This window comes from Ancylothrix sp. D3o (assembly GCF_025370775.1).
Taxonomy (GTDB): domain Bacteria; phylum Cyanobacteriota; class Cyanobacteriia; order Cyanobacteriales; family Oscillatoriaceae; genus Ancylothrix.
In genome coordinates, this window is the sequence record NZ_JAMXEX010000002.1 from 89,334 (window position 1) to 114,697 (window position 25,364).

General features: G+C 45.3%; 23 protein-coding genes and 2 tRNA genes. 16 read left to right on the forward strand and 9 right to left on the reverse strand.

Annotation, left to right across the window (positions count from 1 at the left end; all coding sequences use genetic code 11):
* Positions 1-6 precede the first annotated feature (6 nt).
* The 8 genes from NG798_RS04580 to NG798_RS04615 all read left to right on the forward strand — a co-directional run bounded on the left by NG798_RS04580 (position 7) and on the right by NG798_RS04615 (position 7,215).
* Positions 7-1,206 carry an ABC transporter substrate-binding protein gene (locus NG798_RS04580; protein ID WP_261220633.1) on the forward strand — a complete coding sequence of 400 codons (1,200 nt, stop codon included), beginning with the start codon at positions 7-9 and terminating at the stop codon, positions 1,204-1,206.
* A 33-nt stretch (positions 1,207-1,239) separates the two neighbouring features.
* Positions 1,240-2,190 (forward strand): branched-chain amino acid ABC transporter permease, encoded by a 951-nt coding sequence (locus NG798_RS04585; protein ID WP_261220634.1) that lies wholly within the window; start codon positions 1,240-1,242, stop codon positions 2,188-2,190.
* A 3-nt stretch (positions 2,191-2,193) separates the two neighbouring features.
* Positions 2,194-3,018, forward strand: coding sequence for an Rpn family recombination-promoting nuclease/putative transposase (locus NG798_RS04590; protein WP_261220635.1), 825 nt, complete (start codon positions 2,194-2,196; stop codon positions 3,016-3,018).
* Positions 3,019-3,115: 97 nt separating this feature from the next.
* Positions 3,116-4,066, forward strand: coding sequence for a branched-chain amino acid ABC transporter permease (locus NG798_RS04595; protein WP_261220636.1), 951 nt, complete (start codon positions 3,116-3,118; stop codon positions 4,064-4,066).
* Positions 4,063-4,887, forward strand: coding sequence for an ABC transporter ATP-binding protein (locus tag NG798_RS04600; RefSeq protein ID WP_261220637.1), 825 nt, complete (start codon positions 4,063-4,065; stop codon positions 4,885-4,887). Before NG798_RS04595 ends, NG798_RS04600 begins: the two co-directional genes overlap by 4 nt.
* A 166-nt stretch (positions 4,888-5,053) precedes the next feature.
* Positions 5,054-5,782, forward strand: coding sequence for an ABC transporter ATP-binding protein (locus NG798_RS04605; protein WP_261220638.1), 729 nt, complete (start codon positions 5,054-5,056; stop codon positions 5,780-5,782).
* 44 nt (positions 5,783-5,826) lie between these two features.
* On the forward strand, positions 5,827-6,021 hold the full coding sequence (locus NG798_RS04610) for a heavy-metal-associated domain-containing protein (protein WP_261220639.1): 195 nt from the start codon (positions 5,827-5,829) through the stop codon (positions 6,019-6,021).
* Between the two features lie 330 nt (positions 6,022-6,351).
* Positions 6,352-7,215, forward strand: a complete 864-nt coding sequence (locus NG798_RS04615; RefSeq protein ID WP_261220640.1) for an EamA family transporter — start codon at positions 6,352-6,354, stop codon at positions 7,213-7,215.
* Here the strand turns inward: NG798_RS04615 and NG798_RS04620 are convergent.
* From NG798_RS04620 to NG798_RS04630, 3 genes are read right to left on the reverse strand one after another with little or no spacing between them, the layout of a single operon-like run.
* Positions 7,212-7,700: a GNAT family N-acetyltransferase gene (locus NG798_RS04620; RefSeq protein WP_261220641.1), complete on the reverse strand. Its 489-nt coding sequence runs from the start codon at positions 7,698-7,700 to the stop codon at positions 7,212-7,214. The two genes, NG798_RS04615 and NG798_RS04620, sit on opposite strands and share 4 nt — an antisense overlap.
* Before the next feature lie 3 nt (positions 7,701-7,703).
* Positions 7,704-8,291, reverse strand: a complete 588-nt coding sequence (locus NG798_RS04625) for a tRNA-(ms[2]io[6]A)-hydroxylase (protein WP_261220642.1) — start codon at positions 8,289-8,291, stop codon at positions 7,704-7,706.
* Between the two features lie 45 nt (positions 8,292-8,336).
* Positions 8,337-9,548, reverse strand: a complete 1,212-nt coding sequence (locus tag NG798_RS04630) for a M20 family metallopeptidase (protein WP_261220643.1) — start codon at positions 9,546-9,548, stop codon at positions 8,337-8,339.
* Between the two features lie 389 nt (positions 9,549-9,937).
* Between NG798_RS04630 and NG798_RS04635 the strand changes: the two genes are divergently transcribed.
* The 6 genes from NG798_RS04635 to NG798_RS04660 all read left to right on the forward strand — a co-directional run bounded on the left by NG798_RS04635 (position 9,938) and on the right by NG798_RS04660 (position 14,300).
* Positions 9,938-10,750: a carbon-nitrogen hydrolase family protein gene (locus NG798_RS04635; protein WP_261221521.1), complete on the forward strand. Its 813-nt coding sequence runs from the start codon at positions 9,938-9,940 to the stop codon at positions 10,748-10,750.
* 126 nt (positions 10,751-10,876) lie between these two features.
* A complete protein-coding gene (locus NG798_RS04640; RefSeq protein WP_261220644.1) occupies positions 10,877-12,145 on the forward strand; it encodes an S-layer homology domain-containing protein in 1,269 nt (422 codons plus the stop codon).
* An 86-nt stretch (positions 12,146-12,231) separates the two neighbouring features.
* The gene (locus NG798_RS04645) at positions 12,232-12,855 is read left to right on the forward strand and encodes a YdcF family protein (RefSeq protein ID WP_261220645.1); all 624 of its coding nucleotides are present in this window, start codon (positions 12,232-12,234) and stop codon (positions 12,853-12,855) included.
* A 47-nt stretch (positions 12,856-12,902) separates the two neighbouring features.
* Entirely contained in the window at positions 12,903-13,949 is a 1,047-nt protein-coding gene (locus NG798_RS04650) for a M42 family metallopeptidase (protein WP_261220646.1), read from the forward strand.
* Between the two features lie 69 nt (positions 13,950-14,018).
* Positions 14,019-14,091: transfer RNA gene (locus tag NG798_RS04655), tRNA-Glu, on the forward strand.
* Between the two features lie 136 nt (positions 14,092-14,227).
* Positions 14,228-14,300 (forward strand) — tRNA-Glu (locus NG798_RS04660).
* Positions 14,301-14,385: 85 nt separating this feature from the next.
* Here NG798_RS04660 and NG798_RS04665 read toward each other — a convergent pair.
* Together NG798_RS04665 and NG798_RS04670 are read right to left on the reverse strand one after the other, a co-directional pair.
* On the reverse strand, positions 14,386-16,071 hold the full coding sequence (locus NG798_RS04665; protein WP_261220647.1) for an AarF/ABC1/UbiB kinase family protein: 1,686 nt from the start codon (positions 16,069-16,071) through the stop codon (positions 14,386-14,388).
* Positions 16,072-16,274: 203 nt separating this feature from the next.
* Entirely contained in the window at positions 16,275-18,350 is a 2,076-nt protein-coding gene (locus tag NG798_RS04670) for an ATP-binding protein (protein WP_261220648.1), read from the reverse strand.
* Between the two features lie 683 nt (positions 18,351-19,033).
* Here NG798_RS04670 and NG798_RS04675 point away from each other — a divergent pair.
* On the forward strand, positions 19,034-19,594 hold the full coding sequence (locus tag NG798_RS04675) for a glutathione S-transferase family protein (RefSeq protein ID WP_261220649.1): 561 nt from the start codon (positions 19,034-19,036) through the stop codon (positions 19,592-19,594).
* Between the two features lie 128 nt (positions 19,595-19,722).
* Here the strand turns inward: NG798_RS04675 and NG798_RS04680 are convergent, their stop codons facing one another.
* From NG798_RS04680 to NG798_RS04690, 3 genes are all read right to left on the reverse strand, one after another.
* Positions 19,723-19,860, reverse strand: coding sequence for a photosystem II reaction center protein K (locus NG798_RS04680; RefSeq protein WP_261220650.1), 138 nt, complete (start codon positions 19,858-19,860; stop codon positions 19,723-19,725).
* Positions 19,861-20,001: 141 nt separating this feature from the next.
* The gene (gene tgt / locus NG798_RS04685) at positions 20,002-21,132 is read right to left on the reverse strand and encodes a tRNA guanosine(34) transglycosylase Tgt (RefSeq protein ID WP_261220651.1); all 1,131 of its coding nucleotides are present in this window, start codon (positions 21,130-21,132) and stop codon (positions 20,002-20,004) included.
* 41 nt (positions 21,133-21,173) lie between these two features.
* A complete protein-coding gene (locus NG798_RS04690) occupies positions 21,174-21,626 on the reverse strand; it encodes an RNA-binding protein (protein ID WP_261220652.1) in 453 nt (150 codons plus the stop codon).
* Between the two features lie 198 nt (positions 21,627-21,824).
* On the opposite strand from NG798_RS04690, the gene cobS reads away from it, so the two are divergent.
* A complete protein-coding gene (gene cobS, locus NG798_RS04695; protein ID WP_261220653.1) occupies positions 21,825-22,616 on the forward strand; it encodes an adenosylcobinamide-GDP ribazoletransferase in 792 nt (263 codons plus the stop codon).
* A 22-nt stretch (positions 22,617-22,638) separates the two neighbouring features.
* On the opposite strand, the gene NG798_RS04700 is transcribed toward cobS, so the two are convergent.
* Positions 22,639-25,095 (reverse strand): zinc ribbon domain-containing protein, encoded by a 2,457-nt coding sequence (locus NG798_RS04700; RefSeq protein ID WP_261220654.1) that lies wholly within the window; start codon positions 25,093-25,095, stop codon positions 22,639-22,641.
* Positions 25,096-25,364 lie beyond the last annotated feature (269 nt).

The window sequence follows — 25,364 nt, forward strand, 5'->3', positions numbered from 1 at the left end:
AAAAAAATGAAAAATACAGCATTTCAAAATTCGCTTTTGTGTTTGATGGTTGGGTTGATGTTGGGAAGTTGTACGCAGAATAATAGTCAATCTGAGGCTAATAATTTTGCCACCGGCATTCCTATCGGTGTTGCAGTCGGACAAACAGGAAATGTGGCATTAGTGGGGCAAGAATCAGCAGCGGGGGCAAAAATTGCGGAAAAGTATTTTAATGAGAAAGGAGGGGTAAATGGGAAGCCAATTAAGTTGATTTTTCAAGACACCGGCAATGATGAATCGGGAGCAATTAATGTTTTTCAAACTTTAATTTCTAAGGATAAAGTTGTAGGAATTGTTGGCCCAAGTCGTTCTCAACAAGGCTTTGCGGCGATGCCGGTGGCTAATAGTGCAAAGGTGCCGGTGTTGGGCCCTTCGACAACTGCAAAAGGAATCGCTGAAATTGGGGATTTTGTTGCTCGTGTTTCGGCGCCGGTGACAATTGTAGCGCCAAATGCAATTAAAGCGGCTTTAAAAATTAACCCGAATCTCAAAAATGTGGCGGTATTTTATGCACAAGATGACGCCTATAGCAAGTCGGAAACTGATATTTTTCAGCAAGCAGTAAAAGAGGCCGGTTTGAATACTGTTACTGTTCAAAAATTCCAAAGTACGGACACAGATTTTCAAACCCAAGTTACCGGCGCTATTAATGCGAAACCTGATTTGGTGATTATTTCTAGCCTGACAATAGATGGGGGTAATTTAGTTCGGCAGTTGCGAGAATTAGGGTATAAAGGTTTAATTGTTGGCGGAAATGGCTTAAACACTCCTAACGTTTATCCGGTTTGTAAAAAGCTTTGTGATGGTATTTTAGTTGCCCAAGCTTACAGTCCTGAATACGTCAATGAGATTAACAAATACTACCGCACAACCTACAGCAATCAATACAAAAAAGACCCGCCACAATTCAGCGCTCAAGCTTTCACGGCGGTACAAGTTTTTGTGGAAGCGCTTCAACAATTAAGCCAAAAACAAGACATCACAAAAATGTCGCTCTCTCAACTGCGAACGGAACTGAATAAGCAAATATTGGCTGGGAAATATGAAACACCGCTGGGAGAAATTTCTTTTACGCCAGAAGGCGAAATTATCCAAAAAGATTTTTATGTTGCCCAGATAAAAATGGAAGCCGACGGCAACACCGGCAAATTTATGTACCTCAAATAAACCCAATTTTAGTTAAAAAAACCAAACCTCAAGATGGATCTGACTCTTTTTTTCCAACAAATTCTCAACGGATTATCAATTGGCAGTGTCTACGCAATTTTTGCCATAGGCTACACGCTGATTTTCTCAATTTTAGGAATCATCAACTTTGCACACGGTGCTTTATTCACTCTTGGTGCATATTTTACTTACAGTTTAATGGGAAATTCCTTCGGTTTTAACGGCTTACTTGCTAATGTCAAACTGCCGATTGCTTTACCATTTTGGTTGGCTTTATTAATAGGAAGTGCGCTTGCCGGTTTAGTAGGAGTAGCCATCGAACGTATCGCTTTTCGTCCGTTGCGTCGCCGAGGTTCTGATCCGCTTTTAACGGTGGTTTCTAGTTTAGGTGTTGCTTTGGTTATTGTGAATTTGATTCAGTTTTTAGTGGGTGCAGAAAGTTATACTTTTCCTTCTGATACCTATGGAAATTTGCCGGCTGCGATTAATTTTGGAAGTGCCGATAAACCGATTCCTATTCGGACAGTTCAAATTGTGATTTTTTTTGTTTCGCTGTTTTTTGTTAGCGTTATAACAGTATTTATTAATGGTACCAAATATGGTAAAGCAATGAAAGCGGTGGCGGAGGAGCCGGTGACGGCGAGTTTGTTGGGAATTAATACGGATTTTTATATTGTTTTGACGTTTTTTATCAGTAGTTTTTTGGCGGGAGTTGCCGGCACTTTGGTAGGTTCAAGTGTTAGTATTGCCGGCCCTTATTTTGGGATTGCGTTTGGTTTAAAAGGTTTGGCTGTGATTGTTTTAGGCGGTTTAGGAAGTATTCCGGGGGCAATTGTTGGAGGTATGGTGATTGGTTTGGTGGAGGCATTTGTGCCGGCGGATGCTTCTGCTTATAAGGATGCTTTTGCCTTTGCAATTTTGTTTATTATGCTGTTAGTTAGACCGCAAGGTTTGTTAGGCCGGCGGTTTATTCAAAAGGTGTAGAAAATGCGAACAGATACACTGTTTTACCAAATATTTCAAACAATGCCGGAGGTGTTATTTGAACTAACCGGCCAGCCGGCATCCGAGGCAGAAGGTTATCAATTTCAATCAGTGGAATTGAAAGAAACTGCTAAAAGAATTGATGGAGTTTTACTGCCCCCAGAAGAAGCAGAGAAACAGATTTATTTTGCCGAAGTTCAGTTTCAAAGCGATAAGGATTTATATTACCGACTTTTTACAGAGATATTTCTGTATATAGGACAGAAAAAAGCTACTCAAGATTGGAGAGCAATTGCAATTTACGCGCAGCGGAGTATAGAGCCAGAAATACCGCGCCCTTACCAGTGGTTAATTACGGCTTCTCCTCATGTTTATCGAGTGTATTTGGATGAGTTAGGAGATTCTGCATATCAGTCGGTGGGTTTGGGATTAATAAAACTGATTGTTGAGGCTCAGGAAAATGCTATTGAGAAAGCCAGACAACTATATGAAACAGTGCAGGCAAGAATTGAAGATCAAGCAAGCCAACGTCGAGTGTTACAATTGATAGAGACAATTTTGATTACTAAACTTCCATTAACACGAGAGGAGGTAGAAGCGATGTTTAGTTTAGATGAGTTAAAAAATACTCGGTATTTCCAACAAGTTGCGGAAGAATATCGCCGAGAAGGTTTGCAACAAGGTGTGCAACAAGGCAAGTTAGAAAGTGTACCAAGATTATTACAATTAGGATTAACAGTGGCACAAATTGCTGGCGCTTTGCAGTTAGATATTGAAGTAGTCAGGAGAATTGCTCAACAACAGCCTAACAATTCAGACAATGAATAAACAATTAGGAATTACCATAACCCGCCTAACTTCAAAAACTCCTTAATCCTTAACTCACCAAAAATGATAAAATACCCCAGAAACGTTGAATTAATCCATGAATGATTTTTTAAACACCTACGGATTTCTGATTGTATCAATGTTGCTGGGAGCGTTGCTGGGGTTATCCCTTTATTTACCCCTAATGACCGGCCAATTATCTCTTGCTAGTCCGGGGTTTTATGCCTTGGGTGGCTATATTGCCGCCATTTTAGCAACAAAAGTTTTCCCAACAACTGCCGGCCCCTTTCCCATTTCTCTGCTACTTTTAGAAATGTTAATAAGCGCTATTATTTGTGGCATATTAGGCATATTTGTAGGCATACCGGCCCTGCGATTGCGCGGCATTTATTTAGCCATCGCCACCATCGCTTTTGGTGAAGTTTTACGAGTTTTAGCACTCAATTTAGAAATCACCGGCGGCGCAGTTGGTATTTTTGGCATACCCCAACCTTTTAGCACTGCAATTGAGTATTTATGGGTAGCAATTCCCTTACTCATAATTACCATGATTTTAATTTATCGGCTCGAACGTATCCGCGTCGGACGCGCTTTTACTGCCATTAGAGAAGATGAATTAGCAGCCGGTGCAATGGGAATTAACCCGACTTATTATAAAGTTTTGGCTTTTACTCTTGGAGCCATTTTAGCCGGCGTTGTCGGCGCAGTGAGCGCTCATTTATTGAATACTTGGAACCCCCGACAAGGCACATTTGATTCCAGCGTTATTTACCTGACTTTTGTATTAATTGGTGGTACAAAAACCTTTGTTGGGCCGGTGTTAGGCGGAATTGTTTTTACCGCACTTCCCGAAATTTTGCGCTCCCTCGCAGATATTGGCGGTTTACCAACTTGGTTAGACCAATTTTTGCGAAGAGATGGCCGGCAAATTATCTTTGGTTTATTGTTAATATTAGGGACAATCTTTTTCCCCCAAGGTCTAGTAACTCCCAATTTGTGGAACCGCCGGCAACGTAAAACCCAACCCCAAGATAAGCCAATTTTATGATAGATTCTGCTTTAACTTCCCACCCCGAAACCTCAGCAACCGGCACAATTTTAGAAGCCAAACAATTAACGCGGAGATTTGGCGGTTTAGTTGCAGTAAATGATGTTTCTTTTTCTGTGAAGAAAAACGAAATATTCGGCTTAATTGGCCCCAATGGTGCCGGGAAAACCACCCTTTTTAACTTAATCACCGGCCTCATCCCCCCCTCCAGCGGCGACTTAATTTATCAAGGCGAAAATATTTCCCATTGCAAACCCCATCAAATTGCATCAAAAGGCATTTCTCGCACCTTTCAAAATATCCGCTTATTTGGCGATCTTTCAGCTTTAGAAAATGTCATGGTTGCCCGCCATTTACATAACCGAGGCGTCAAAAATCCTGTTTTATCTTGTATGATAGGCTTACTTGGTTTACCACCGGCACCTTTAGAAGAACAAAAAACCCAAAAAAAAGCCCTTGAATTATTGCACTTAGTAGGATTAAGTGACCGAGCCTTTGAAAAAGCAAAAAACTTTCCCTACGGCGATCAAAGACGCTTAGAAATTGCCCGCGCCTTGGCAATGGAACCGCAGATTTTATTATTAGATGAACCGGCAGCCGGTATGAACCCCAACGAAAAACACAGCTTAAGTGAATTTGTTAAAAATATCCGTTCCCAGTTCAATTTAACGATAATTTTAATTGAACATCATGTGCCTTTAGTAATGGGTTTATGCGAACGAATTGCTGTGTTAGACTTCGGACAATTAATTGCATTAGGTGACCCCGCCAACGTCCGCAATAACCCCGCCGTTATTGAAGCCTATCTAGGTGATGAATAAGAGGTAAACCCCACCCCAATGTAGGAGCAGCGCCCAGAGTGGCGCAGGCGTCCCGCCTGCGATTTCTGTGCCAATCACAGGCGAGACGCCTGTGCCACAGGGAATGCCAGCCCCACCGGCAATTACCGGCCCAGCCAAATGACAAATGACAAATGACAAATGACAAATGATTAAAACACCAGATAATTTTATTTTGTTAGAAATTAAAGATTTGTATGTCAATTATGCCGGCATACAAGCCCTACAAAATGTGAATATTACCATCAATCGCGGCGAAGTTGTTAGCCTGATTGGAGCCAATGGTGCCGGTAAAACAACCACCCTGCGAGCAATTTCAAAAATCGTCACACCCCGACGCGGCCAAATCTTTTATAAAGGACGCGACATCACCCGCCGACTCCCCCATGAAATCGTTTGTTTAGGCATCGCCCAAAGCCCCGAAGGACGCCGAGTATTAGCCAGACAAACGGTCTTAGATAACTTAGAATTAGGCGCTTATATTCGCTCAAATTCTGCCGAAATCAAACAAGATTTAGACAAACAATTTCAACTTTTCCCCCGCTTAGCCGAACGCCGCCATCAATTAGCAGGAACTCTCAGCGGTGGCGAACAACAAATGTTAGCAATAGCCAGAGCCTTAATGAGCCGGCCTGAATTATTACTTTTAGATGAGCCTTCTTTAGGTCTCGCACCGGCCATTGTCCGTGAAATTTTCTCAATAATTCGCAACCTTCGCAGCCTCGGAGTAACCATACTTTTAGTAGAGCAAAATGCAAATCTTGCCTTACAAACTGCTGATCGTGGTTATGTTTTAGAAGCCGGTTCTATTACCCTTAGTGGCGCTGCTTCTGATTTACTCAAAGATGAGCGAGTTAAGCAGGCATATTTGGGATAAAATTAAGTTGCACAGTTTGTGTTATTACGTTAGCAGGGCTTCTTATGGCACTTAAATTAAATGTCCCCTCAATTGTCTGCGAAGGCTGCGGAGATACTATCAGCAAAGCCATCAAAACCGTTGATTCTGATGCGAGTATCAGCATTGATGTGACCGGTAAAACCGTAACGGTAGAGTCTGGAGCTTCCGAAGAATCTATTAAGCAAGCTGTAACAGCCACCGGCCACACACTTGCCTAATTTTGATTGTTTTTAGTCGATTCTAAAAACCCGGTTTCTTTTGGGAACCGGGTTTTTAAACTTTATGCTTTAGTTAAGTTATTTTATTTAGTTTTTGGTGAACTATAGAGGAAACATCAGCAGAGTGATTCCGGCTGTGTTATGTTATATCGCGTCCGGGTAAATATCCTGAATTGCTTGGGAATTGCCGGTAAGAGATTTTAGTTTGTTATCGTATTATCGGTCAAACGAGCGAGATGCGGAACAATCAACTTCCCTCACACATCTGTTGATTCAATTAGGCGAAATAACCCCTAATTCTTAAAACTCCTACCCCCAACCTCCCCACCTATGACCTGGCTTTTTTTATCTTTTTTAACTGCTTTTTTTGAAGCAGTTAAAGATGCTTTCGGCAAACAAAGTCTCAAACAAGTTGATGAATACGTTGTTTCTTGGACGCTTTCTTTTTTAACCGGCTTTTTTCTCATTCCCTTAGTTATCGTTAGCGGCTTGCCTCACCTGGGAAATCAATTTTGGTTCGCTTTAATCATTGGGGGCACTCTAAACACATTCACCTCCTATCTTTACATCAAAGCTATCAAAGTCTCCGATCTTTCTATCACCCTGCCAATGATAGCTTTAACCCCCTTGTTTATGCTCATCACCTCCCCTTTAATTGTCGGAGAATGGCCAAATATATTTGATTTTCTGGGAATTTTCTTACTCGTCACCGGCTCCTATTTACTCAACATTAAAGAAAAATCAAAAGGCTACCTTGCACCCTTCCGTGCCTTGTTGAAACAAAAAGGCCCCAAATTAATGCTAATTGTCGCCTTAATTTGGAGCATCACCTCAAACTTTGACAAAATTGGCGTTCAAAATTCCTCCCCGATTTTTTGGCTATTTGCCCTGTTTAGTTACATGACAATTTTGCTGTTGCCGGTGTTGCTTTACAAAACTCCCAACCCCCGCCAAAAAATCCTCAAAGGCTTACCTATTTTATTACCAATGGGACTTTTTTGCGCCTTATCTGTCTTGTTTCACATGGAAGCCCTCACCCTCACACAAGTTGTCCAAGTTATCGCCATAAAACGCACCAGCGTTGTCATGGGAGTAATGTTAGGCTACTTTATTTTTAAAGAAAAAGGACTTAAAGAAAGACTCACCGGCACCCTCGTTATGCTCTTAGGAGTCTTGGTAATGACATTATTTTAAACCGGCTCCAAATACTTCACATAAACCCTATCGCAACGCAGAGTTTCTACCCCCGTTTCCGCTTCGTAGCCGCTGGTTTCATAAAGCTTCACCGCCTCTTTTAAAACCGAAGCCGTCTCTACCCAAATCATCGCAAAATTCCGCTTTCTAATCGTCTTTTCCAATTCCTCCAATAAAAACTTACCTAACCCTTTTCCTCTAACTTCTCCTAACAAATACATTTTCCGAATTTCCACCGCGTTATTTCCCCGATTTACCGGATAATACGCCGCCGTTCCTACCAACTTTCCCCCCCTTTCCACAACCCAAAACTCACCGCCACTTTTATGATAAAATTCCTCAATTTCTAACACATCCCGATCCGCACCGGCCGGTTCCCAATTCAAATTATATTCAGCCAAAACAGAACCAATAATCTCAGCCGCTTCTTGCCGGTCGTTTGGCTGCCAAGACCGAATTATAAAATCTTTAAATTCTCTTTTCATCGCCTAACTATGAATCCGAGGTTCTGGGTGTAAATTTGCCAATAAGTCACTTTCAACCATCGCTAATTCTTCCAATCTCTCATTCACCTCTGCCTTATCAAAATACTCGATTGCCAAAACCCAATACACCCCATAATGTCGCGCCTCCGAAGCCATTAAACCCCGATAAAATTTCGCCAATTCCACATCAGGGCAATGGGTTCCTAACAGTCCTAAACGTTCGTGACTGCGGGCTTCAATTAATCCCGAAACCAACAAAGAATCCAAAAGTCGGGCCGGTTCATCTTTGCGAATTTGCGCTTTTAAACCGGCCGCATAAGGCGGCGAAGAAAGCGGGCCCATAGCAATCCCCCGCTTTTCTAAATGCTGATTAACTTGTTCAAAATGCTCTAATTCTTCTTGAGCAATTCCCGTCAGCATCCGCACCAATTGGGTATTAGAAGGATAGCGAAACATCATATTAAGCGCCACCCCCGCCGCTTTGCGTTCACAATGGGAATGATCCAGCAAAATAGTATCCAAATTTGCCAGCGCTTGCTCAACCCATTTTTCCGATGTCGGTTGTTTTATGAATTTAATTGTTGTTTGCATAACGCGTCTGCTAATCCCTAATAAAGGACAATTGACAATTGACAATTATATACAAAACTTTTCCACACAACGCACAAAAATTTCAACACCCATGCCTAAAGCCGTTTCATCAAAATCAAAACGAGGGTGGTGGTGAGGATAAGCTAAATTCATCGACAGATTTGCCGACCCCAAAAAGAAATAACAACCAGGCACCTCTTCCAAGAAAAACGACATATCCTCGCCGCCCATTGTTTGACATTCTGGCACAATTCCTGCCGGTGTTTCTACAACCGTCTCTGCCACAGAACGCACCAAATCAGCCATTTTTGCATCATTAACCACCGGCGGATAAAGTCGCCAATAATTCAAATCATATTTTGCCCCGTGACTGCTGCAAATTCCGCTAATAATTTGCTCAAGTCTTTGCGGCAACATATCCCGCAAAGCAGGATTAAAATATCTCACCGTCCCGCCAATTTTTGCTGTATCCGCAATCACATTCACCGCTGTACCGGCATGAAATTCTCCCACCGTTACCACCGCCGAATCTAAGGGGCTAACATTGCGAGCAACAATTGTTTGTAAACTTGTAACAATTTGCGAAGCAATCAAAATAGAATCAACAGTTTGATGTGGCATCGCCCCATGTCCACCCTTGCCAAAAATTGTACAGCGAAATCCCTCCGTTGCCGCCATTAATGCACCGCTACGCACCCCAACAGTTCCCAAAGGTAAAACATTCCAAAGATGTAAACCAATCATCGCATCAACATCAGGATTTTTTAAAACCCCCGCTTCAATCATTGGTTTTGCACCGCCTGGGCCTTCTTCTGCCGGTTGAAAAATGATTTTGACAATCCCTTTAAAACTATGCCTATTTTGTGATAAATAAAATGCCGTTGCCAGAGCAATTGTTGTGTGTCCATCATGGCCGCAAGCGTGCATTTTACCGGGGTTTTGCGAACGATAAGACGCTTGATTTTCTTCTTGAATAGGGAGAGCATCCATATCAGCCCGAATACCTAAAACCGGCCCTGGTACACCGCTATCAATAATTGCAACTATGCCGGTTTTGGCAATGCCGGTTTGATGTTCTATTCCCCATTTTTTTAATTTTCGGCTAATAAATTCTGCCGTCAGATACTCTTGAAAAGCAAGCTCAGGTTGAGCGTGCAAATGCCGGCGCCATTCCACTAAATGCGGTTGTAGTTCAGCAATAGCCGGTCTTAGTTGAGACTGGCGCACGGGAGTAGAGGCGATTGTGGTTGCTGTCATTGTGTCGGTTTTTACAAAAGGGATTTCTATTTTAACAAAATTAACATTTCTGCAAGGCACACTCTCATGCCATTTTTAAGTTTTAGGCAGTTTGTGCGCTTGTCTAATTGGTTTTAAAATCTTTTCTTCACCCAATCTAAAATTTTTGCATCTAAAATCCTATTAGGTCTTTCTTACTCCTCTATCCTCCCCTTACCAAAAAACAAAAACATATACCACAAAAATTTCCTATTGTCAACGTATTTAAACCACAACCAGAGTATCAGATTCGTTAAAATTTATGCCGAAAAAGTGAAAAAAAACGAAGAATCGAGATATGTTGGATCGAGGGAGAGCCGAACAGTGAAACCCACAAGAGAACGATTGCTAAATTATTGTCTATTGCATCCATGAAACCTTATCTCGCCGCCGCCATTCAAATGACAAGCGTTCCTGAGCTTGAAAAAAATCTTGCTCAGGCAGAAGAACTCATCGATTTAGCTGTACGTCGCGGTGCCGAGTTAGTAAGCTTGCCCGAAAACTTTTCCTTTTTAGGAGAAGAAAAGGACAAAATTGCCGGTGCCGAAAACATAGCCCAAACTAGCGAAAAATTCCTAAAAACAATGGCCCAACGCTTCCAAGTCACAATCTTGGGAGGAGGATTTCCGGTGCCGGTGGCCGAGGGAAAAGTGTACAATACCGCTGTTTTAATAGACCCCACCGGCACAGAACTTGCCCGCTATGAAAAAGTACACCTATTCGACGTTAATTTGCCCGATGGCAACACCTATCACGAATCGAGCACCGTAAAAGCCGGTGTCACACTCCCAACCGTTTACAATTCAGAGCATTTGGGTAATCTTGGTTTGTCGGTATGCTACGATGTGCGATTCCCCGAACTCTACCGCCATCTATCTTACAAAGGCTCCGATATATTATTCGTCCCCGCAGCCTTTACCGCCTACACCGGCAAAGATCACTGGCAAATATTGCTGCAAGCGCGAGCTATTGAAAATACCTGTTATGTAATAGCACCGGCTCAAACTGGCCGCCATTATGCCATGCGTCAATCACACGGACACGCCATGATTATCGACCCTTGGGGCGTAATCTTAGCAGATGCCGGAGACAGCCCCGGAGTCGCCATAGCAGAAATTGACCCCGGACGCCTCGAACAAGTACGCCGACAAATGCCCTCCTTGCAACACCGCGTTTTTGTTTAAGCCTGACGCCCTTTAATTTGTAAACCGGCAGGCTAAAAGCCTGCCCCCAGCGCCCAATAGCAAACGCCAAGCCAAAACCCAAATCCGTTAAGCTATAAAAAGCAACAAAATAAATATCAATAAACCGTGTATTCCTATCAACACCGCACCCTATACATAAGCCTAACCGCACTCCTCCTCACCGCCTGCGCCAACAGCCCCACAAGCAAAACCCTAGAGGAAACTTTCGCCCCAGATCCCGCCCTCACAAGCACACCCACCCCCTCAAAAACCCCCCAAAAAGCCCCAGAAATTCCCCCAGAAATTCCCCCAGAAATCCCCCCCTATCCGGACGCCCAACTGCAACAACAAACCCCCATCCCCGACGGCATAACAACCCGCTGGACAACAACCGACCCCAGCAACGCCGTCGAAAACTTCTATCGCCAAAAACTGCAAAGCAACAACTGGCAAATTATCAACCAACCCAACCCCGATCAACAAAACATCCTCCAAGCAAAACGCGACAACCTGCAAATAAAACTCTCCATAGAACCCCCCACCACCAACAGCGCCATCACCACATTTGAAATCGAATATCGCAAAAATAACCCAACCCCCAACACCCAAACCTCACCCACACTCGAAGGCAAAATCTCAGCCCCCATCACCCCATCCCCCACCCCCCAAACCACACCAAACCCCCCAAAAAATAACAACGAAAATATCAACAAAGCCCCCGCCGAACTCCGTCAATATCTCGAAGACTTAAACAACTTAAACATCTTCAATACCACAAACAAACAAACCCAAAACGCCATCTTAACCGAACCCAATAAAACCATCACCAGACGCGAATTTGCCCGCTGGTTACTAACAGCAAACAACAAAATATATGCCAACCAACCCGCCCGCCAAATTCGCCTCGCCATCGAAACCTCCCAACCGATCTTTACCGACATCACCTCAAAAGATCCCGACTTTACCATCATTCAAGGACTCGCAGAAGCCGGCATTATTCCCAGTACCCTAACCGGCAACAACAACGACATACAATTTCGCCCAGACGCCCCCCTCACCCGCGAAACCCTTGTCCTATGGAAAGTCCCCCTCGACACCAGACAAGTGATCCCCACAACCTCCATCGATACCGTTCAAAAAACTTGGGGCTTTCAAGACACCCCAAAAATCGACCCAGACGCCCTCAAAGCCATCTCAGCAGACTATCAAAACGGCGACTTATCAAACATTCGCCGCGCCTTTGGTTATACCACCCTATTCCAACCCAAAAAACCCGTAACCCGCGCCGAAGCCGGTGCAGCCCTCTGGTATTTTGGAATTAAAGGAGAAGGCTTATCCGCCAAAGACGCATTAGAAACCACAACCCCAAAACCCACCCCATCCCCAAACAACTAAAACTTCAAAAATTAACCTTTTCAAAAAAACCGGGTTTGTAAAACAGATTTATAATAAACCCAAACCCTAATTCCATCTAAACCCTTGTGTTTATTCCCCAAACCAACAGAAAAGGAAAACGCCCAAAACTCAAGCTCATCAAACTAACCTTATTACTCATCACCTCCCTCATCGCCGCCGGCATTTTAACGCTTTCTTTGCGAATAGCCATCACCCAAATACTTGTCCCCCAACCCCAAGCCATCTTAGTGCTTGGCGGCGATCCAAGACGCATCCAATTTGCATCCCAATTTTGGTACTCTGACCCAAAATTAGACATTTGGATATCAGACTATCCCGAACTTACTAAGTTTAACACCGGCATTTTGCAGCGCGCCGGCATCCCCAAAAACAAAATTTACTATAGCAACGCCACCGACACCGTTACCAACTTCACCGGCATCATTAATGACTTGACAAATCGCCACCTAAAACACCTATATTTAATAACATCAACTTCCCATCTCCGCCGTTCCCGCGTCATTGCAACCATCGTCCTCGGCAGTCGCGCTATCATCATCACACCCCTTGCCGTCTCTATTCATAAAGAACAACCAGAGTCGCGCTGGCGCACCATCCGTGATTGTTTTCGCTCAATTCTCTGGGTAATCACCGGTCGCACCGGCGCCACCTTCAACCCCCGATTACAACCACCCGAAATCAACCCATAAACAACGCCCAAAAAACCATCCTTAAACCTTGCTAATTCCCCAAAATTATGATAATAAAATATAGCGAATTATTTAACACCATAGAAGAATTAGTGCTGCACCACTCCCCCAGTGGAGCCGAAACAGAAATCAATCAATTATTACTACAAAAATTTGCCAATTTAGGCGTAGAAGTGTGGCAAGATAGCGCCGACAACATCATCGCCAAAATCAAGGGTACCGGCAACAGCGCCATCGCCATCACCGCCCACAAAGACGAAATCGGCGCCATCGTTAAAACAATCAGCCAAAACGGAAAAATTGAAGTCCGAAAATTAGGCGGTTCCTTTCCCTGGATCTATGGAGAAGGCACCGTCGATCTCTTAGGAGACAACCAAACCATCACCGGCATCCTCAGCTTTGGTTCCCGCCACATCTCCCACGAATCGCCCCAAAAAGCCCAACAAGAAAACAAGCCGGTGCATTGGGAAGATGCCTGGATAGAAACAAAATGCACAGCCGAAGAACTAGAAACAGCCGGCATCCGCCCAGGCACACGCATGGTGATCAGCAAACACCGTAAAAAACCCTTCCGACTCAAAGACTACATCGCCAGCTACACCCTCGACAATAAAGCCTCCCTCGCCATCCTCCTCAGCCTCGCCGAAACCGTAAAAAACCCGCCCAAAGACATTTACCTTGTCGCCTCCGCCAAAGAAGAAGTCGGTGCCATCGGTGCTCTTTACTTCACAAACCGGCAACCCCTCGACGCCCTCATCGCCCTCGAAATATGCCCCCTCTCCTCGGAGTACCCGATTTTAGAAGGCACTTCGCCAGTGTTACTTTCCCAAGACGGCTACGGAATATATGATGAAGGCTTAAACGCTGAACTGCGACAAGCCGCCAAAACCGCCCAAGTGCCGGTGCAACTTGCCACCATCAGCGGCTTTGGCAGCGACGCCTCCATCGCCATGAAATTTGGTCACGTCGCCCGCGCCGCCTGTCTCAGCTTCCCCACCCAAAACACACACGGCTACGAAATCGCCCATCTCGCAGCCATCGCCAACTGTACCCACATCCTCCAAGCCTACTGCCAACAGCCCGAAAAAAGATAAAAAAAATTTTTCCAAAACCCTTGACATCCCCAAACAAAAAAGTTAAGTTATTAAAGGTGAAAGAAATGCGCCCCCATCGTCTAGAGGCCTAGGACACATCCCTTTCACGGATGCGACGGGGATTCGAATTCCCCTGGGGGTATTAAAAAATTGTAGGGATACAGCATGGTTGTGTCCCTACAATTTTTTTTAGCCTGAAAAAATTCCCAAAAAAATTTTTAGCAACTACTTGTAATTTAAGAACCACTTTGTTATAGTAATAAAACTGCAAGGGACAAGCCCCCATCGTCTAGAGGCCTAGGACACATCCCTTTCACGGATGCGACGGGGATTCGAATTCCCCTGGGGGTACTTCAAACAGTAGGCTGGGCTATATCCAGCAAAAAAGTAGGGTTGGCGAATAGCCGGCCCTATTTTTTTTACAGCTTTCCAAGGCTTACTTTTCTGCCAAATTATCCAGGTTCTCCTTAACCTTCAAAACAAACAAAGAATGAATTAAAATCACAAAAACCACCCCCGCAAAAACAAAAACTCCCATCGCCAAAGTATTATATTTCCCTACCAATAAAACCGCACCGGCCAAAAAAGCAAACCCCGCCAAACAAGCATAAATTAAACTCTTAATCGCCAAATTAATCCGCTTCAAAGTGCGTTCACTTTCCACAGCACGCACCCGCACCTTTAACTCTCCCTCCTCCAACCGGCGCTCAAAACTCCTTAACCAAACCTCCGTACGACTCGGTTTATTTAAACGATAAACAATTAACTCTTTAGCTTGACGAGCCAACTCCCCAACCGCACCGGCACGTCCTTTTTGAGAAACCGTAATACTCCTTACAAAAGGTTGAGCCGCAGCCACTAAATTATATTCAGGATCAAGAGAGCGAGCAATACCATCCAAAGTAGTCAAAGACTTTAAAATAAAAGTCATCTGAGCCGGCAACCGAAAAGGCTGCTGTTCAAACATCAAATATAACTCAGTTTTAATTTCATTAAACGCCTGAAAATCTATCGGCTTTTCCGTAAACTTATCCAGCAAAAAACTTATCAACCGCCGCACCGGCATTTGATCCGTAACCGGCTCAAGCAAACCCATTTTCATCAAAGTATCCAAAACCTCATCCGTATCCTTTTTAAGAACCGCAAAAAAAGCCCGCACCATTTGGTCTTTTGCCAGAGACTTCACCTCCCCCATCATCCCAAAATCATAAAAAATCAACCGGCCATCACCAGAAACCGCCATATTCCCCGGATGAGGATCAGCCTGAAAAAAACCATCCAGCAACAACTGTTTTAAATAACAACAAATTCCAATTTGATTTAACCGCTTAGTATCCAAACCCAAAGCCAGCAAACTTTGCCGGTCATCCACCTTAATACCCGGTTTATACTCCACCGTCAAAATTTTTGTAGAAGTATATTCCCAGTAAACTTTAGGAACAACAATCCCCGGATATGCCTTAAAATTTTCCCGAAAACGATCAGCATTTTTACCTTCTTGGATATAATCAATTTCTTGATATAAAATCTTAAAAAACTCCTGATAAATCGCCTCTAAATCATACTTGCGAGAACCCGGAAAATAACCTTCAACAAAACGCAAAACCTTATGAACCGCCTTAACATCCACATCAAACAAACGTTGCAAACCCGGACGCTGAACCTTCACCACCACATCCTCGCCGGTGTGCAAACGAGCCTTATGAACCTGACCCAAAGAAGCCGCCGCCAGAGGAATCGGGTCAAAATCGCGGTATAAAACATAAACAGGCTTACCCAACTCCAACTCAATCAACCGAATTGCTTCATCAGGACTAAAAGGCGGCACACTATCCTGTAAAGTGGATAACTCTTCCACATATTCCAAAGGCAAAATATCAGCACGAGTTGAAAGCGCCTGACCGATTTTAATAAAAGTCGGCCCCAAATCCAAAATCGTTTTAACCAACCAGCGAGCGCGACGGCGTTTTATCTTCGGCGACTTATTTTGAACAAACCCATCCCACCACAAATAAAACATAAACCTACCAGCCGCCACAAAAACATCCTTTTGACGGGCCAGAGGCGAATATTTAGAGCGTTGCCAGCGTAACCGTTTTGGCGCTGCATTCGTTTTAAGCATAGAAAAAGCCGCTTACCCAATCACCAAAAAAAAACCTTGCAACAAATTGTAACGGCCTTCTTCCCAGATTTCTACTCATCCCTATGCACCAACTACATTAACCCGCAAGAACGATCAACCTTGATCGGTGTTTATCTGTATTCATCGATAGTGAAAAACAAACATACTCCAGACCACCACCGGCATTCACAAAGCCGCTCATCCTACACCTTACTGCAATCAAACACCTGCGGCAAAGTCAGAGTAAAACAAGTTTCCCAAGCCACACCCTCAGCAGAAGGTTCACTAGACACATTAATCGAACCATTCAAATGCTGAACAAGAGACTTAACCAAAGCCAAACCCAAACCCGTCCCAGCAATAGCCTGCTGAGTCACCCCTTGACCCCGACGGAACTTATCAAAAATATAAGGCAACTCAGAAGCAGAAATTCCCCGGCCCGTATTAGACAAACTCAGAACAACAACAGCATTACCATCACAGACACAAGACTTAGCCCGTAAAACCACCGTCGTCCCCGGATCAGAATACTTGCCAGCATTGGTCAGCAATTCTTCGAGAATGCGATACAAACTATCGCGATCAGTTTCCAACTTCACAGAGCGTTTAGGCAAATTGACCGATAATTTTAACTTTTTCGACCCCCAGTTTCGCTCAAAAGACTCGCTAAGCTCCGCAATTAAATCAATCAAGTTGACCTTTTGCAATTGCAGCTTTTCCGAATTAGATTCCAGCTTTTGCAGCGTCAGCAAATCATTAATCAGAGAAGTTTCCTGAAGGCACTGTTGTTCAAGAATATCCAAATACTTACCGCGCCGGTCTTCCGGCAAACCAGGCTGACGCAACATCTGAATTGCCATCCGCATACTCGTTAGAGGAGTTCGCAACTCATGGCTCATCGTCGCCAAGAACTCATCTTTTAGCTGATTTAAGCGACGTAATTGGTCAATTTGCTGACGAGTTTTTTCATAAAGTTTTGCCTGCACCTCCAAAGAACGCTGTAACTGCGCCGTGCGTTCCTCCACCAAAGCTTGAACGTGCTGCATCGTTTGAGTTTGGATAATCGCCGTACTTAGCTGAGCCGCAATCAACTCCACCAACTCTAACTCCTCCGGCGCCCAAAAACGCGGAGAATCATGTTGCAAAGCCAAAAACCCCAACACCGTACCCCCACCAGAAGAGCCGGTAGACATCCCCATCAGCGGCACCAACAAAAGCGCCGGAAAAACCTGTGGGCTAAAAATTGACGCCACCTCTACCCCAGAATAAGAGCTTAACAACTCCCTTTTGTCAGCAATCACCAGCGGTAATGGGCCATCCGTAAACGCCATCGAACACAAAGCACAATCCGACACCCAAAACGACTGATTTAAAAGCGATTCTCCCTGAGAATTAAGCTGAACTACAGGCGAAACCGAAGCCACCGTCACCTTTGCTTTTGGCAAACGTTTCGCCTGGGGTGTCGTTAATTTCCCATCACCGCAGGCCATTCGAGTTGCAAACAGCGGATCGATATATTTTAAAAGCAGCACCAAACCTTGATTAACCCGAAAAGTTTCTGCTATCCCGTCGATAGCCAATTGCAAGATTTGATTGAGGTCGAGGGCGTTGTGGATGGCCATAGTTAACCGTTCGATCAGGTTGCGGTGTTCGGTAAAAGCGCCCACCTGTTGTTGTAATGTCCCAATTGCTCTTTTATCGACCACTTGAGAGATAGCAACCGCCACTTGATCTGACACAGTTTTAAGTAATTCCTTGTCTGAATCTGTCCAACAATAAGGCGTGTGACGCATCAGCGCAATCCCTCCATTCACAAAACCTTGCATTTCTGTTTTTATCGCCAAAACCGCTTGCGCTTCTAAGGTTTCCCAAAAATGTCTCAGAGCAACATTGCATCCGTTCACGCCGAGATCGTCAATCGCTACAAAGTCGTTCTCTTCCAGCAGAGTCACTATCGCCCTTGTTTCATCTTTCAGCGTCGCCCGTGAAGACACTAGGCCGATCAGTTGGCTGGGGTGGCCGTCGAGCATTTGAAACGTCAAGCCCAGTTGACTGCCACAGGAGTGCTCTAAGACGCTAACTGAGCTATCTTCCACCAGTCGGCTGTCTCTCACTACAATCAGGCAGCCGTCTAAGCCAAATGCTTCCCCAATAGCACAAGCTATTTCGCTCAGCAAACTCGACCGATCAGCACTGGTCTGGATCGTCTGAGCAATTTGTTGCCCCAGCTTATCATTAGGGGTCGGTAGCTCCGTCAGTTGCACGGTATGTGCCTGCATAGCCAAGGTTTCCATCGGGTGGTAGTCTGGCTCTAGGAGTCAAGGCTTGTGTCATTGGCTGTTTATCCAATGTCATTTTGCCCAGCACCTCTGTTTGCCATTAGCGTTGCCTTTCTAACAACAAAGGCTTGTTATGTCAAGGACTCTTGTTTTTTTCGGTTGCCGGGAATGCAAGAGACTTTTTGGCAAAGCGTGAGCTAGTAAAGGCAACCGCAACGCTTTGAGGTCGATGCTCCACAAAACTTATCGGTCATTGAAGCTCAAAGGATAGTTTTCTGATAGAGGTTTTCAATTTCCTCTGAGTCTCAAAACTACTCTCCTTTTAAGAGTTCCCATGACAAGTAGTATATGTAACAGGAGCGTCAAGCTTATTGAAAAAACAATCCTTTGGTCTCTTTTTAAAGCGCGGCTCGGTTGAAGATGCCAAGAGGACTATCGTCTACTGGCACACCGGCAACTTATGCCGCAGGCGCAACTGAGAACAGGCTTCATTCAGATTACACCGGCTCTGTTGTCTAGGGCATCAGTATTTTCTCTACGATTATTTTTTGTTTTTAATTTTTTCGCTCAATTGCGCTGTTAGTTTGAGAACGCCACGCACAAAAGCTCTCCTGACACTCGGCGGTATTGCCCCAATTGCTTTACCATCATAATCGGTGTATTTAAGGAGAAGGTTTAAATTTGTGTTAAAACTTTATGGCGGCGCACGCAGTCGGGCTTCTATTGTCCAATGGTATTTAGAAGAAATCTCCGTCCCTTACGAATTTGTCTTGCTTGATATGGGGGCCGGTGAACATCTTGAACCGGCATTCTTGGCTATCAATCCTATGGGCAAGGTACCGGCCATTGTCGATGAAAATTTTAAACTCTGGGAATCGGGCGCCATCCTCATTTATCTTGCGGAAAAATACGGCAAAATGCCCGACTCTTTAGAAGGACGGGCTGAAATCACTCAATGGGTACTTTTTGCTAATGCTACTCTGGGGCCAGGTATTTTTGTTGAAGCCAGCCGAGACCGCGAACAGCGCCAACTTTTAACTCCTCTCAATCAACTTTTTGAGCAACAAGCTTTTGTGTTGGGGAATGAGTTTAGTGTGGCGGATGTCGCCGTTGGCTCTATTTTGGCTTATATCCCCATGATGCTCAAACTTGACCTCAGTGCCTATCCGGCTGTCGTTAATTATATCCAGCGCATCTCTGAGCGTCCTGGTTTCCAAAAAGCTATCGGTGCCCGTAGTAAGTAGGCATCTTTGAGGACAAGGGGACGGGGGGAGATTTTATGGGAGTCCCTGCTGGGTGCCCCAAATGTCTTAGGGGCGAGCAGTACCTGCTTTCAAGATACCCCCCGCTTTCAACCCCCACCCACAGCTTTTTAGCGGAAACCAACGGCTGCTTGCCACACAAAGGCCAGCAGCAAGAAAAATACGGGGATAATTGGCAGAACATCTACCAGCGGATCAAAAATCGAGTAAGCTTCGGGCAATTTTGCCAATAACATCGCTGCTTGCATTGATTGCTCTCCAACACAGTTTTATTAATAATCGACATGGATCTTAACATGAGCCGAAACGCTCTGCACCGGCCTACTGTTTTAGATTTCCCCTTTTATACTCTGTGTGGTTTTGCCCGCTTGACGGCTGCCGGTTCATCTTCACCGCTCGCTTTCCACCATCGCATCATCCCTTAACCATCGGGAAAATTCGCTGGCAAACCGGTCTTCTTGAATCGCCTTCCGCATCCGCTTGTTAAAGTGTATCAACTCCGTTAGATTATGAATAGATAATAAAACGTGAGCTAAAATTTCTCCACTTCGCACAAGATGAGAAAGGTATGCCCGACTAAAATTTTGGCAAGTATAGCAAGGGCAAGTTTCATCAAGCGGTTGAAAATCGTCCCGAAATTTGGCGTTTTTGATATTCCAGCGTTCCCCCTGCACCATAACTGCGCCGTGACGGGCTAAACGAGTCGGAATCACGCAATCAAACATATCAACACCGGCTGCCACAGCCCGCGCCATTTCCCGATAAGTTCCCACCCCCATCAAATAACGCGGTTTTGACTTTGGCAATAACGGTGCTGTTGCATTAACAATATGCGGGATAAACTCTGCCGGTTCTCCCACACTTACCCCCCCAATTGCATAGCCAGGCAAATCTAACTTAGTGAGTTCAACAGCAGCTTTTGCCCGCAAATCGGGATATATACCCCCCTGAACAATGCCAAACAATGCTTGATCAGATCGATTGTGAGCGCTTATACATCGCTTTAACCAGCGGTAAGTCCGTTCCGTTGCCAGTTCCACTTGTTCTCGCGTCGCGGGATAAGGCGGACACTCATCAAAGGCCATAATCACATCCGCGCCCAATTGATTTTGAATTTGGATAGACTTTTCTGGCGTAATGTCAATCATACGACCATCGCGGGGAGAGCGAAACTTCACACCCTCCTCCGTAATTGTGCGTAATGCGCTTAAACTAAACACCTGAAAGCCCCCCGAATCGGTCAAAATCGGGCCCTTCCAACTCATAAATTGATGTAAACCCCCCGCAGCCGCGACAAGATTTTCACCTGGTTGGAGGTGTAAATGATAAGTATTGCCTAAAATCATCCCCGCACCGGCAGCCACAAGCTGGTCAGGAGTCACCGCTTTAACCGTTGCCAGTGTACCCACCGGCATAAAACAAGGCGTTTCAACTGGCCCGTGTGGCGTCGAAAAAACACCGACGCGTGCATTTGTTTGACTGCATTGAGCCAAACATTCAAATTCAAAGGCTCCCGCCATCGTGCTTCAACCTAAATTTATCAAAATTCTTAGTATTAAACTCAAAACGGCAAAGTGCCTTCATCATCCATTTCCGCATCTAACTTAGCGGTGAGAACTTCAGTCAAAACCGCTGAAATAGCCGATGCACTCAAATGGTTATTGTCGCGTTCTTGGAGAGGATTAGACAAAGGAATTAATCGCAACTGGCGATTTTCTTGAATTAAATCGAAATAAGTCTCCTTGGTAGGAGAAACTTTAAGCTCTAAATAATCAAAACTGTAAACATTGAGATACAAAGCGTGATTAGCGATGATCGTGGATTGGTCTCTATCGGCAAATACCTCAAGGATAAAACCTTCTCCTTGGCGGTGGCATTTTCCATCCTGAATATGGATGTAGCGGACACGGCCTAAATCAGCAAGCAAGCGGCGGATATCTTGTTTGTTAACTAAAATGCCGGTTTCGACAATACAGGGAGCAGGCATCATTATATTTGATGGATCGCAATTCATGGTAAAAAAGCCTCTGGGGTCAGATCCAACAGCCGTTGTAATCAGTGGTATTCGTATGATCGCCCTAGTAGGGGAAACAGTTCAAGCACTTTTGCCACACGAGAGCAACGGGCAACGGACAGGTGTTATGGGTACAATTCTGGCACAGGTCAAGGTATTAGAGCCCCGTATTCCTACGGAAAAAAAGGATTTTTTGATATGGCAGAGATTGACAGAGCAGTTGGCATAGTTGTTGAATTTTTCCACCGCTGCACCCAAATTTTCGCAGCAGCTATAGCATTTTATACCTGTTTACCGCTGCCGCCCGCAGTGACTTTGGAATTTCGAGGTATTGCGCGTTTTGCGCCGATGATTGGGATACTGCTGGGGGGAATTTTAGGGCTAGTGGATATGGGTTTGCAACAGCTTGGAATGCCGGTGCTGACTCGGTCTGCCTTGGTGGTGGTGCTTTGGATTGCCATCACCGGGGGGCTACATTTAGATGGTGTCATGGATAGCGCCGATGGGCTTGCGGTGCCAGACCCCCAAAAGCGTTTACAAGCGATGGCAGATAGTGTCACCGGCGCTTATGGGGCGATGGCTGCAATTGCTTTGTTGTTGCTGAAAACTTCGGCTTTGCATGATCTTGATGGCAGTCGGGTTTTGGCTTTGATGGCGGCGGCTGGGTGGGGCCGGTGGGGACAATTGGTGGCGATTAACCGTTATCCTTATCTTAAACCGACGGGTAAAGGGGCTTTTCATAAAGATGGGGCTAGTCCTTTTGATTTGTTACCCGGACTTGTATTACTTTTGCTTTTAAGTGCTGTACAAATTTTTTTCTATCCGAGTCAGTGGTTGGTGGCGGTGGGGATGGCGTTAGGGGGGGGTGCTATTGCTATTCTCACCGGCGCTTGGTTTAACTATAAGTTAGGCGGTCACACGGGCGATACTTATGGGGCTGTGGTGGAGTGGACAGAAGCGCTTTTGCTTTGTTTATTGGTGGGGCTTTAAGGGGGATGTCGGTTTGGGGGGATTAGGGTGTGGTGGCGCATTGAGCTTGAATTTCGGGGGATAAATCTTGTGGGTTGAGATTGTCGTTAACGACGAGGGGTAAAAGTTCGTCTTCTCGCACCCATCCTGTCTCACCGACATTTAAGCCGGGAGAGGGTATTGGCAGTTCTGGTTTAGGGGTTGCTGCTATTTGGGCATTTGTCCGGGTTGGGGAAAGTTTTTTACTTATAGATGCCGGTTTGTTTTCTGGGGTTGGTTGAATTTTGGCGTTGAAGTTTTTTTGATGGGGATGCAGCCAGCAGACTTGTACGTTTAACCAGTTGATGCCATTAAGAGGCTGTTTTTCGAGAATTTTTAAAATGCTGCCGGTGGAGAGAGTTCCTAAAGTTTCGGTTCCGCCGGCTTTGGCAAATACTTGTAAATTTCGACTTCGCTCAATTTGACTTGGCTCAATTTCAGTTTGGGTAGAACCGGCCTCTGGGGAAGGCAGTTGTGTTCGGATAATTGCACCGGCTTCTAAAGATGTTGGAGAAACCTCAGTATTTGGTGCGACGGGCGAAGCAGCAGTGGTAGAAGTGGCTGGACGCCCAATTAAGGGATTAATTTTTTCTTGTAATTCGGGCAAGGTAAAGTAGGCTAAAACAGGAATCCCCAACAGTGCAGCAATTGCTAATAACCAAGGAAGGGGACTTTTAAAGCCTCCGCCCGACGTTGGAGAGGGAGAACGGGGTATAAGTTGGGTGGTGGCTGTGGATAAAACGGTGTTGGCAGTGTGTTGGCTGTGATGTCCTGCCGGATGGGACAGATTTTCTGGGTTTTGGACAGCAGTTTCTAAGTCGGAAAGTAGCAGGTTGGAGAAAACACCGGCATTGGGATTATCTTTGACACGACAGTAAAGCAAGCCAACGGTAACATTATCGTGACCGTTTTCTTTATTGGCAACTTCAATTAATCGGGAGGCTGCGGTGGCGAGATCGGTGTTGCCTTTTAAAACCGGTGCGAGTTCGCTTTCCCAACATTGATCAACGCGGTCATTATCGCTTAATCCGTCAGAGCAAAGTAAAAAAATCGCATTTTCGTCGATAATAAATCGGCTGACGCTGGGATGGAGCAGTCCTGAACTGGCCATTCCCAAGGCTTGTACTAATGAGCCGGCGGCGGGTTGTTCGACGGCATCACGGTAGAAGGCGTAACCCAGCCGCACTTCGCGGGTTGCCATATCATCGTCGAGGGTGACTTGATAGCAGCCGGTTGGAGAGATCCAGTAGGCGCGACTGTCGCCAACGTGGGTGATATAAACTTCGTGGTTTTTGGCGAGGGCCATAACGAGGGTGGTTCCCATCCGCTGCCGGCCTAGACGCTGTTCGTCGTTGTTGCGGTCGCTGATTTCGTCGTTGGCGATACAGGTGGCTCTTTCAAGTTCGCCGATCAGGCTGGGGGCACTGAGGGAGGCTAAATTTGATTTCAGGCTGGCTAGGCGGTGGCGGATGGTATCGATGGCGCACCGGCTGGCGACGTTGCCGCCTTCATGGCCGCCAATTCCATCGCATACGATCACCAGGGGGTCTGTGGGGGATTTTTGATCGTGTCCGGGGTTGGGATAACAGGCGTCTTCGTTGCGTCTACGGGTGGGGCCGGTGTCTGTGCGGGTTGCTAGTTGATAGCTGCGTTCTTGGCTTATGGCTGCTCGCTGTAAGGCGCGGTCGAGTATGTTGACCAGGTGACTGCTTGTTTGTATTTCGGCTTGGATGAGGCTATGGCTGAGTTTTTCTAAAAAGGGGGCGATTTGGGGTTGGCTTTCGCTTACCCATTGCAACCATAGTTCTCCGAGTTGAGATAGGGGCGATGTTGTTGGTTGTAGTTGGAGTTGCAATAAGCGGACAAGTTGCCCTTCGGCTCTTAGTAGGTGTGGGTTGAATAAGCTTGAGGCTGCTCCTTCTTTGTTCAGGGGTTCCCACAGTTGGGCGATTTGCCACAGCCAGTTAAGTTGGCGCATGGGGCTGCCGTGTTTCCAAGCGCGACTGAGGGGAGGGTGTAATATTGTTTTTGGGTGTTTGTGGCCGGTTGGTTGCTGCGTCTCACTGGCTATGATATTAATTTTTTTGTTGTCGATGGGGGCTTGTTCGAGTAGCCAGATTGGGTTTTTTGTGTTTTCTCTGGTGGGTAGTTGGCCGTAGAGTTGGGGGATGTGGAGCCGGTATGGAAATAGTCTCAGGTAGGGTGTGATTTCTTGGGGAATGTTTTCGCTAATGTTTGGTAGCAATCCTGGTTTGGTATCGAGTAAAATCTGCTCGGTTTTGAAAAGGTAGCGATCTGCTATTAATTCGGCTGGTTTGATGTGGTTTATAGGAGAGCCTATTGCCCACAGGTAGCGTTTGGGTAAGGGGTTTCCGCATTTTTGACAAAATTTTTGCGTTTCAGAGTTGGCTGTCTCACAAGCGGGGTTGGGGCAGTATATTGTTGCAGCGGGTGGTTGCATGGGGGTTTGATCTCTTTGTTGGGAGCGAGGAGTTGAATTTCTGGTTGTTTGTTGAGCTTTTTTTAAAAATAAAGTTAGTCTATATATAGTTGTTTGCTACTCAGCCGGCTTGGTTTTGCTGGCTGTCTCAAGGACTCAGCCCATTAATTGTAATTTTAATGCGACTTTTGATTGCTACTTGGTTGGGCAAAAGGGCTCATTTGATGAGTTTTTAGTTTTTATAGTTTATATGGGGTTTTTTCAAAGTCTTATAGAGTGGTTATTTTATA

Bases quoted from the DNA above. Each gene is read 5' to 3' on its own strand.
- NG798_RS04580 (WP_261220633.1), top strand. From the start codon at position 7: ATGAAAAATACAGCATTTCAAAATTCGCTTTTGTGTTTGATGGTTGGG.
- NG798_RS04585 (WP_261220634.1), top strand. From the start codon at position 1,240: ATGGATCTGACTCTTTTTTTCCAACAAATTCTCAACGGATTATCAATT.
- NG798_RS04590 (WP_261220635.1), top strand. From the start codon at position 2,194: ATGCGAACAGATACACTGTTTTACCAAATATTTCAAACAATGCCGGAG.
- NG798_RS04595 (WP_261220636.1), top strand. From the start codon at position 3,116: ATGAATGATTTTTTAAACACCTACGGATTTCTGATTGTATCAATGTTG.
- NG798_RS04600 (WP_261220637.1), top strand. From the start codon at position 4,063: ATGATAGATTCTGCTTTAACTTCCCACCCCGAAACCTCAGCAACCGGC.
- NG798_RS04605 (WP_261220638.1), top strand. From the start codon at position 5,054: ATGATTAAAACACCAGATAATTTTATTTTGTTAGAAATTAAAGATTTG.
- NG798_RS04610 (WP_261220639.1), top strand. From the start codon at position 5,827: ATGGCACTTAAATTAAATGTCCCCTCAATTGTCTGCGAAGGCTGCGGA.
- NG798_RS04615 (WP_261220640.1), top strand. From the start codon at position 6,352: ATGACCTGGCTTTTTTTATCTTTTTTAACTGCTTTTTTTGAAGCAGTT.
- NG798_RS04620 (WP_261220641.1), bottom strand. From the start codon at position 7,700: ATGAAAAGAGAATTTAAAGATTTTATAATTCGGTCTTGGCAGCCAAAC.
- NG798_RS04625 (WP_261220642.1), bottom strand. From the start codon at position 8,291: ATGCAAACAACAATTAAATTCATAAAACAACCGACATCGGAAAAATGG.
- NG798_RS04630 (WP_261220643.1), bottom strand. From the start codon at position 9,548: ATGACAGCAACCACAATCGCCTCTACTCCCGTGCGCCAGTCTCAACTA.
- NG798_RS04635 (WP_261221521.1), top strand. From the start codon at position 9,938: ATGAAACCTTATCTCGCCGCCGCCATTCAAATGACAAGCGTTCCTGAG.
- NG798_RS04650 (WP_261220646.1), top strand. From the start codon at position 12,903: ATGATAATAAAATATAGCGAATTATTTAACACCATAGAAGAATTAGTG.
- NG798_RS04665 (WP_261220647.1), bottom strand. From the start codon at position 16,071: ATGCTTAAAACGAATGCAGCGCCAAAACGGTTACGCTGGCAACGCTCT.
- NG798_RS04670 (WP_261220648.1), bottom strand. From the start codon at position 18,350: ATGCAGGCACATACCGTGCAACTGACGGAGCTACCGACCCCTAATGAT.
- NG798_RS04680 (WP_261220650.1), bottom strand. From the start codon at position 19,860: ATGCAAGCAGCGATGTTATTGGCAAAATTGCCCGAAGCTTACTCGATT.
- tgt (WP_261220651.1), bottom strand. From the start codon at position 21,132: ATGGCGGGAGCCTTTGAATTTGAATGTTTGGCTCAATGCAGTCAAACA.
- NG798_RS04690 (WP_261220652.1), bottom strand. From the start codon at position 21,626: ATGAATTGCGATCCATCAAATATAATGATGCCTGCTCCCTGTATTGTC.
- cobS (WP_261220653.1), top strand. From the start codon at position 21,825: ATGGCAGAGATTGACAGAGCAGTTGGCATAGTTGTTGAATTTTTCCAC.
- NG798_RS04700 (WP_261220654.1), bottom strand. From the start codon at position 25,095: ATGCAACCACCCGCTGCAACAATATACTGCCCCAACCCCGCTTGTGAG.